Origin of the sequence: Pseudothauera lacus (genome assembly GCF_003034845.1) — a bacterium.
Classification (GTDB): Bacteria; Pseudomonadota; Gammaproteobacteria; order Burkholderiales; family Rhodocyclaceae; genus Pseudothauera; species Pseudothauera lacus.
In genome coordinates this window covers 167467-173466 of sequence record NZ_PZKC01000008.1, presented here as the reverse complement: position 1 = coordinate 173466, position 6000 = coordinate 167467, and the positions used below count along the sequence as shown (strand labels likewise).

Sequence of the window (6000 nt, the reverse complement as noted above, 5' to 3'; positions counted from 1 at the left end):
CGATGGCATGCTGGTCACTCCTCACGAAGTCATGCAGAATCGACGCCATCACCGTGATGGAGTCGTCATGCAGGATAGTTCGTGGGTGCCCGGCGGGCGACCTCTCCGCGTAGCGGCTTCGTTCAACACTTCCGTCGAGAGGGACGTCCCAAAGCTGCGCTTTGGGTTCAACACTTCCGTCGAGAGGGACGTCCCAAAGCTGCGCTTTGGGTTCCCTCCGCCTTCGGCTCCGGTCGCCCCTCACGTCAAACGTTATGTGCTCCGGGAACGTTATGGAAGAGATTAGAGAGAAGCTGAAGCGGCCGGCCATCGTCTTCGAGATCGGCGGGTTCAAGGCATCCGATGACCCACTAGAAAGCTGGTTCGGAAAAGTAAACGTCTGCTCCCCGGGGGAAGTGTGGCCATCCATGGATGGCGTTCCGATGCGAGCGCTTTGCCAGATCAACCTAGCCAACCTACCTTTTCGCCCGTCGCGGCTGACAGACATCGAGTTCATCACACTGTTCATCGGCCCAAAAGAACTTCCCTCGAATGCGCCCAACGGACAAAACTGGTGCCTCAGGACATACCAATCGCTGTCTGCGCTAGTTCCTATTGGCCAGCCCGATACGAAATCGATGGTCAAGGCGTTTCCGATGCGGCCTCGAGTAGTGGAAGAGGACTTCCCGTGCCGGGAAGACCTACCATTTGATCTCCCTGAGAGCGTTCAAGACAACTATGAAGATTTGTTTTCGAATGTGTCTGGCTTAAAGCTTGGCGGGTGGCCGACACTGATCCAATCGGAGATATTCTGGGCTCCTTGGAATCAGCATCCGGCGGCTCCGGAGTACGTATTTCAAGTTGACTCCGAACCGAAGGCTAATTGGAGCTGGGGCGATGGTGGGGTTGGCTATTTTGGCCGAGGAACTGCCAAAGGCAAAGAAGAAGATTGGGCGTGCGAGTGGCAATGTTACTAAGTCCGCACATAACCAAGCGCTCCAAGAGACGGTCAAAAGGCTGTCGCCTTTCGCCCGCGCTTGAGCTTAGTCGTTAGGTATTGCGATTGCGCCATATCGGATGATGCAGACCTCGAATACAAGATCGCACATCGTGAGCCACTTCTACGTTCTGCATCAACCCGTTAATTTTGAGATAGAAAACGATGGACATTTCGATTTCTGCATTAAAAAACGCTATTGATGGCCGCGACATGACGGCGCTCAAGCAGCTTGTTGAAGCAGGCGGTGATGTCAATGCGTGGGATGCTGATTGTCAATGGCCGTTGCTACATTATGCGGCCATTGCGCGCAATTACGAAGCGGTGGATTGTTTACTGAAGCATGGGGCAGATGTGCATGCCAAAGACGCATGGGGTTATACGCTACTGACCTATGCGTTCAGTGCAGAATCGCCCAGACTGGTAGAGTTGGCGCTTACTTACGGCGACAGCGTTGACGATGCCATGCTGGACGTGGCTTGGCTGCTATTGGCGCGCATAGATAATGTGCCGTTAATGCAACAGCTTTACGCGCGTGGCGCAACATTAACCGCCACCGTCCCCAATGATTTTTTATGCAAACTAGGCGGACAAGCGGTGCATCTACTGCATAAGTTTGACCGACTGACTGATGCTCTAAAAGCGGACGAGTTTGATTCAGATAGCCGTGTGGGTTATAACGCACTGATGCTAGCGTTGTTGTTTGAGTGCCCGCAGTTGGCCACATGGCTGGTGACCTTGCCATTTGAAGCGAACCACCGCAGTGCGAATGGCAGTTCGGCCTTGCTTGAGGCTGCATGGACGGATGACTATGCCAATATAGTGAATTTCTTACTCGCGCAAGGTGCAGATGCTAATACGGCGGATGATTCTGGGTGGTGTGCGCTGTTCTCGGCTTTGCGAAATGGCGCGCAAAACAATGCACATGCATTGCTGGCGGCTGGAGCCGATGCGCACCACCAGGATAGTGAAGGCTACACGGCTTTAATGGCCTCTGTCCGAGGCGGATGCGAAGCAATGACATATAGATTGCTTGAGTTAGGATTGCCTGTGAATGCCGAATGGGAGGGCAAAACCGCATTGGATTTCGCCCAGCATTACCAGAACCATGCCACCGCTTTATTGATTGAACAGGCTGGTGGCAAACACGGCAGCTATCCAGAATTTGATGATGACGCAAACGAAAACACGCCAGCACCAGAATGTTATATTGATGAACTAGTAGCACAGCTTCAAGCATGCATACCAGATTTTGACGCAGATGAACTGCTAAGCATTGCACCCCCCAACGCCTTTGCGGATGAATATGGCAGTCAAACCACCGTGCTATATTGGCTTAGCGACGGCTTAGAAGCGCAAGACTTGCTGGAATACCAAGAATGGAAAAACTACTGGGGTGATTTGCCAGCGCTGATGCCACTGAAGTGCTTGGTTTTAGCATACGACCCGCAGCCATTGCTGGATGCGTTGGAAAAAGCCAGTCAACACGCAGGGTGGGATTTGCAACCACCGCCATATTTGGAATTGATGAATCATCATCTCAAGCCACATGGCTTGCAGATTATCAGCTTTGCCTTTGAAAACCTGTACATGCTGTGCGTGCGAGACAATCCGGAGCAACTAGATAAACTCACGGAACTGCTTGCCTTGGCGGGGATTCACGTCATCACGCATCCACCGATGGATTTACCCACGTGCATGCAGAGTTTCTGTGCCGTTTCCAGTGAAAATTGACTCCTAAGAAGAATGACGTAATTGTTTTCTATAGATTAACCAAAACACCATCACTCCGCCCCCCGAGGCCCGCATGTTCGAAATCCAGAATTACACCAGCTTCGTCCTTGCCATACTTGTGTTCCAGCTGATACCGGGACCCGGCACGATCGCGATCCTCAACGCGACCGCACGCAATGGCATCCGTGCGGGCGCTGCGGCCGTTCTGGGGACGGTCGCGGGCGACTTTGTCTACATGGTTGCCGCCGTGGCGGGTCTGGCTGCGATCATGCATGCCAATCCGGCCATCTTCCAGGCGCTTCAGTGGTTCGGTGCTGCCTACCTGGTGTGGATGGGCGTGCAGTTGCTGCGCGCACAGGTCGACGGCGCTGCCGTCGCGATTGAACCCAGGCGCTCGCCGGCGGTGTACTTCCGCCAGGCGTTCGCAGTCGCCCTGACCAACCCGAAGGTCATCCTGTTCTTCGTATCCTTCTTCCCGCTGTTCCTCGCGCCGGACGCGTCGCCGCTGACCCTCGGGGTCATGATGGTGCATGTCACCGTGCTCTGCCTGCTCTATCAGGGCCTCCTGGTTCTGCTCGGCAACCGTGTCGCCAAGGCCCTCCGCGGCCTCCCCTCAGCCAGAAGGGTCGCCACCCGCCTTGCAGGCCTTGCGCTGATCGGCTTCGGCATCAAGCTCGCCACCAGCAACAGATGAGCGCTGGCATGCACGACCCGGCCAGCCAGCAACTGGCACACCGGATCATTGCCCGCAAGCTTTTGTGGCTCCTGCCAGCGCTGCTGCTCGCCATGGTGGTGCTTGTGCTGATCACACTGCGTTGATGCCCTTCCCCATGACAGACCACAGATACCCACGCTCGCACCTGCTTCGGCAGGCGACCATCCTCCTTGCCTGGGTGTGCTGGGGCCTGGCGTACTGGAAATCGCTCTGGTGGCTTGTTCCTTTGTCTTTCCTGCCCTACTTCCTGGCCAACCGCTTTGGCCACCTGCTGGATGAGCAGCAAGACTGAAGTTATTAACCCGGCAATCAAATACCGCTCGGGCTGAGCGAAGCAAGCCCCGCCGCGGGCGTGGCAAAGCAGACGCAGGAAACGGGTACTCCGCTCGCCCTGAGCCTGTCGAAGGGCACTTGATGGCAGTGCCTTCGAACGGGCTTCGACAGGCTCAGCCCGAACGGGAGTGGGGCCTTCCGAGTAATGACAATCGAAAGCTGTTTCTTGAGAGCATGTCGAAACCCGGTCGACGCCAACGCCCTTCGACGAGCTCAGGGCGAACGGTAGTGACTATTTCATTGCCGGGTCAATAATCAGCATTTCCATCAATAATGAAACCGCAATTGGGCAATCAAAAGTGCATCGCCTTCCACGCGATAAACCATGCGATGATCATCCGTTATGCGACGTGACCAGAACCCCGATAGCGCATGCTTCAAGGCCTCCGGCTTCCCTACCCCGGCGAAGGGTTCACGCTGGGTTTCACGAATCAGCTTGTTTATCCGCTCGACCATGCGCTTGTCTTGTTTTTGCCAGTACAGGCAATCCTCCCATGCCTCATCTGCAAAAACCAGCTTCATTCTTCCAGTTCCCGCTCGGTGCCTTTGCCGGCATTCAGTTGTGCAGCGGCTGAGAGAATTCGTCTGGCGTTGGCCGGGGTGCGCAGGAGATAGGCGGTTTCCTCAAGCGCTTTGTAATCTTCGAGCGAGAGCATCACCACGGATTGCTGGCCATTGCGGGTGATGATCAGCGCTTCATGGTCGTTACAAACCCTGTCCATGGTGCTGGCAAGGTTTGCGCGAACAGTGGTGTAGGTCAATGCGTCCATTTCAAGCCTCCGTACATGTACGCGTAACTGTACAACAGGGACTGCGCGTTGCCCAGCGCATCAGTCAAGGCGAACGGATGCAATCGGTGCTTCTCGAGGCAAGGAGCCAGACTGGAGCGCTCTGGCGTCACGGGCGATGAAGTCGCAAGGCCCGCCGCAGGGCCAGCCCCGCGCAGCGGAAGGCGATCACACCCCTGGCCGTGGTGACGCCCCCTGGGGCGACACGCGGCCCCCTGCGGCGTGGCGGGCTTTGCGCTAGAATTGTCGGGTTTCGCCTGCCGACCGCGTCGGGCGCCCCACACTTACACACACCGCTGGAGATTCACATCATGTCGATGGCAGACCGCGACGGTTTCATTTGGCAAGACGGCAAGCTCGTCCCGTGGCGCGAAGCGACCACCCACGTGCTCAGCCATTCCCTGCACTACGGTCTGGCCGTCTTCGAGGGTGTGCGCGCCTACAACACCGTCAGCGGCACCGCCATCTTCCGCCTGGCCGAGCACACCCAGCGCCTGATCAATTCCGGCAAGATCTACATGATGGACATCCCCTACAGCAAGGAAGAGCTGATGGAGGCGCAGAAGGAAGTGGTGCGCGCCAACAAGCTGGAATCCTGCTATCTGCGGCCGATCGCCTTCTACGGCTCGGAGAAGATGGGCATTTCCACCCGCGGCGCCACCGTGCATGTGGCCATCGCGGCGTGGCCGTGGGGCGCCTACCTGGGCGAGGAAGGGCTGGAGAAGGGCATCCGCGTGAAGACTTCGTCCTACACCCGCCACCATGTGAACTCCACCATGCCGCGTGCCAAGGTGGCGGCCACCTACCCGAACTCCATCCTCGCCAACCTGGAAGTCACCAAGCACGGCTACGACGAGGCCCTGCTGCTGGACAACCAGGGTTTCGTCGCCGAAGGCGCCGGTGAGAACCTCTTCATCATCAAGGACGGGCGGATCTTCGAACCCGAGATCGCCTCTGCGCTGACCGGCATCACCCGCGATTCGGTGATCCAGATCGCCCGCGAGTTCGGCATGGAGGTGCAGGCCAAGCGCATCACCCGCGACGACATCTACCTTGCCGACGAGGCCTTCTTCACCGGCACCGCGGCGGAAGTGACGCCGATCCGCGAGCTCGACGACCGCGTCATCGGCGAAGGTCGCCGCGGCCCGATCACCACCCAGATCCAGACGCGCTTCTTCGACGTGGTCAATGGCCGCGCCCCGGAGTACGCCCACTGGCTGGCCCACGTCTGAGCGGAGCGCACGATGGCCGAGAACAGCAACAAGGATGAGGTGGTGCAGGTCGGCGCGGCCGATCTGCCGCTGCACTGCCCGCAGCCCGATGCGCCGCTGTGGGCGCGCCATCCGCGGGTCTTCCTCGACGTGCTGAAGAGCGGCGAGGCGGTATGCCCGTACTGCAGCGCGCGCTACGTGTTCACCGGCGAACGCCCCAAGGGCCACCACTGACCGGCACGG

Annotated in this window: 7 protein-coding genes; 5 read left to right on the top strand and 2 right to left on the bottom strand. The window is 57.8% G+C overall.

The window, feature by feature from the left end:
- Positions 1 to 272: 272 nt before the first annotated feature.
- The 3 genes from C8261_RS11435 (at position 273) to C8261_RS11425 (ending at position 3404) form a co-directional block, all read left to right on the top strand.
- Positions 273 to 956: a DUF1963 domain-containing protein gene (locus tag C8261_RS11435; protein WP_107493837.1), complete on the top strand. Its 684-nt coding sequence runs from the start codon at positions 273 to 275 to the stop codon at positions 954 to 956.
- A gap of 185 nt (positions 957 to 1141) precedes the next feature.
- Positions 1142 to 2710 carry an ankyrin repeat domain-containing protein gene (locus C8261_RS11430; protein ID WP_107493836.1) on the top strand — a complete coding sequence of 523 codons (1569 nt, stop codon included), beginning with the start codon at positions 1142 to 1144 and terminating at the stop codon, positions 2708 to 2710.
- Between the two features lie 73 nt (positions 2711 to 2783).
- The gene (locus tag C8261_RS11425) at positions 2784 to 3404 is read left to right on the top strand and encodes a LysE family translocator (RefSeq protein WP_107493835.1); all 621 of its coding nucleotides are present in this window, start codon (positions 2784 to 2786) and stop codon (positions 3402 to 3404) included.
- 621 nt (positions 3405 to 4025) lie between these two features.
- Here C8261_RS11425 and C8261_RS11415 read toward each other — a convergent pair.
- Entirely contained in the window at positions 4026 to 4280 is a 255-nt protein-coding gene (locus C8261_RS11415; protein ID WP_107493833.1) for a Txe/YoeB family addiction module toxin, read from the bottom strand.
- Positions 4277 to 4528 carry a type II toxin-antitoxin system Phd/YefM family antitoxin gene (locus tag C8261_RS11410; RefSeq protein WP_107493832.1) on the bottom strand — a complete coding sequence of 84 codons (252 nt, stop codon included), beginning with the start codon at positions 4526 to 4528 and terminating at the stop codon, positions 4277 to 4279. The genes C8261_RS11415 and C8261_RS11410 overlap by 4 nt, the downstream gene beginning before the upstream one ends.
- A gap of 329 nt (positions 4529 to 4857) precedes the next feature.
- Here C8261_RS11410 and C8261_RS11405 point away from each other — a divergent pair, with 329 nt between their 5' ends.
- Together C8261_RS11405 and C8261_RS11400 are read left to right on the top strand one after the other, a co-directional pair.
- The gene (locus C8261_RS11405; RefSeq protein WP_107493831.1) at positions 4858 to 5778 is read left to right on the top strand and encodes a branched-chain amino acid transaminase; all 921 of its coding nucleotides are present in this window, start codon (positions 4858 to 4860) and stop codon (positions 5776 to 5778) included.
- Between the two features lie 12 nt (positions 5779 to 5790).
- Complete coding sequence (locus tag C8261_RS11400; RefSeq protein WP_107493830.1) at positions 5791 to 5991, top strand: zinc-finger domain-containing protein; 201 nt, start codon at positions 5791 to 5793, stop codon at positions 5989 to 5991.
- The last annotated feature ends 9 nt before the right edge of the window (positions 5992 to 6000 follow it).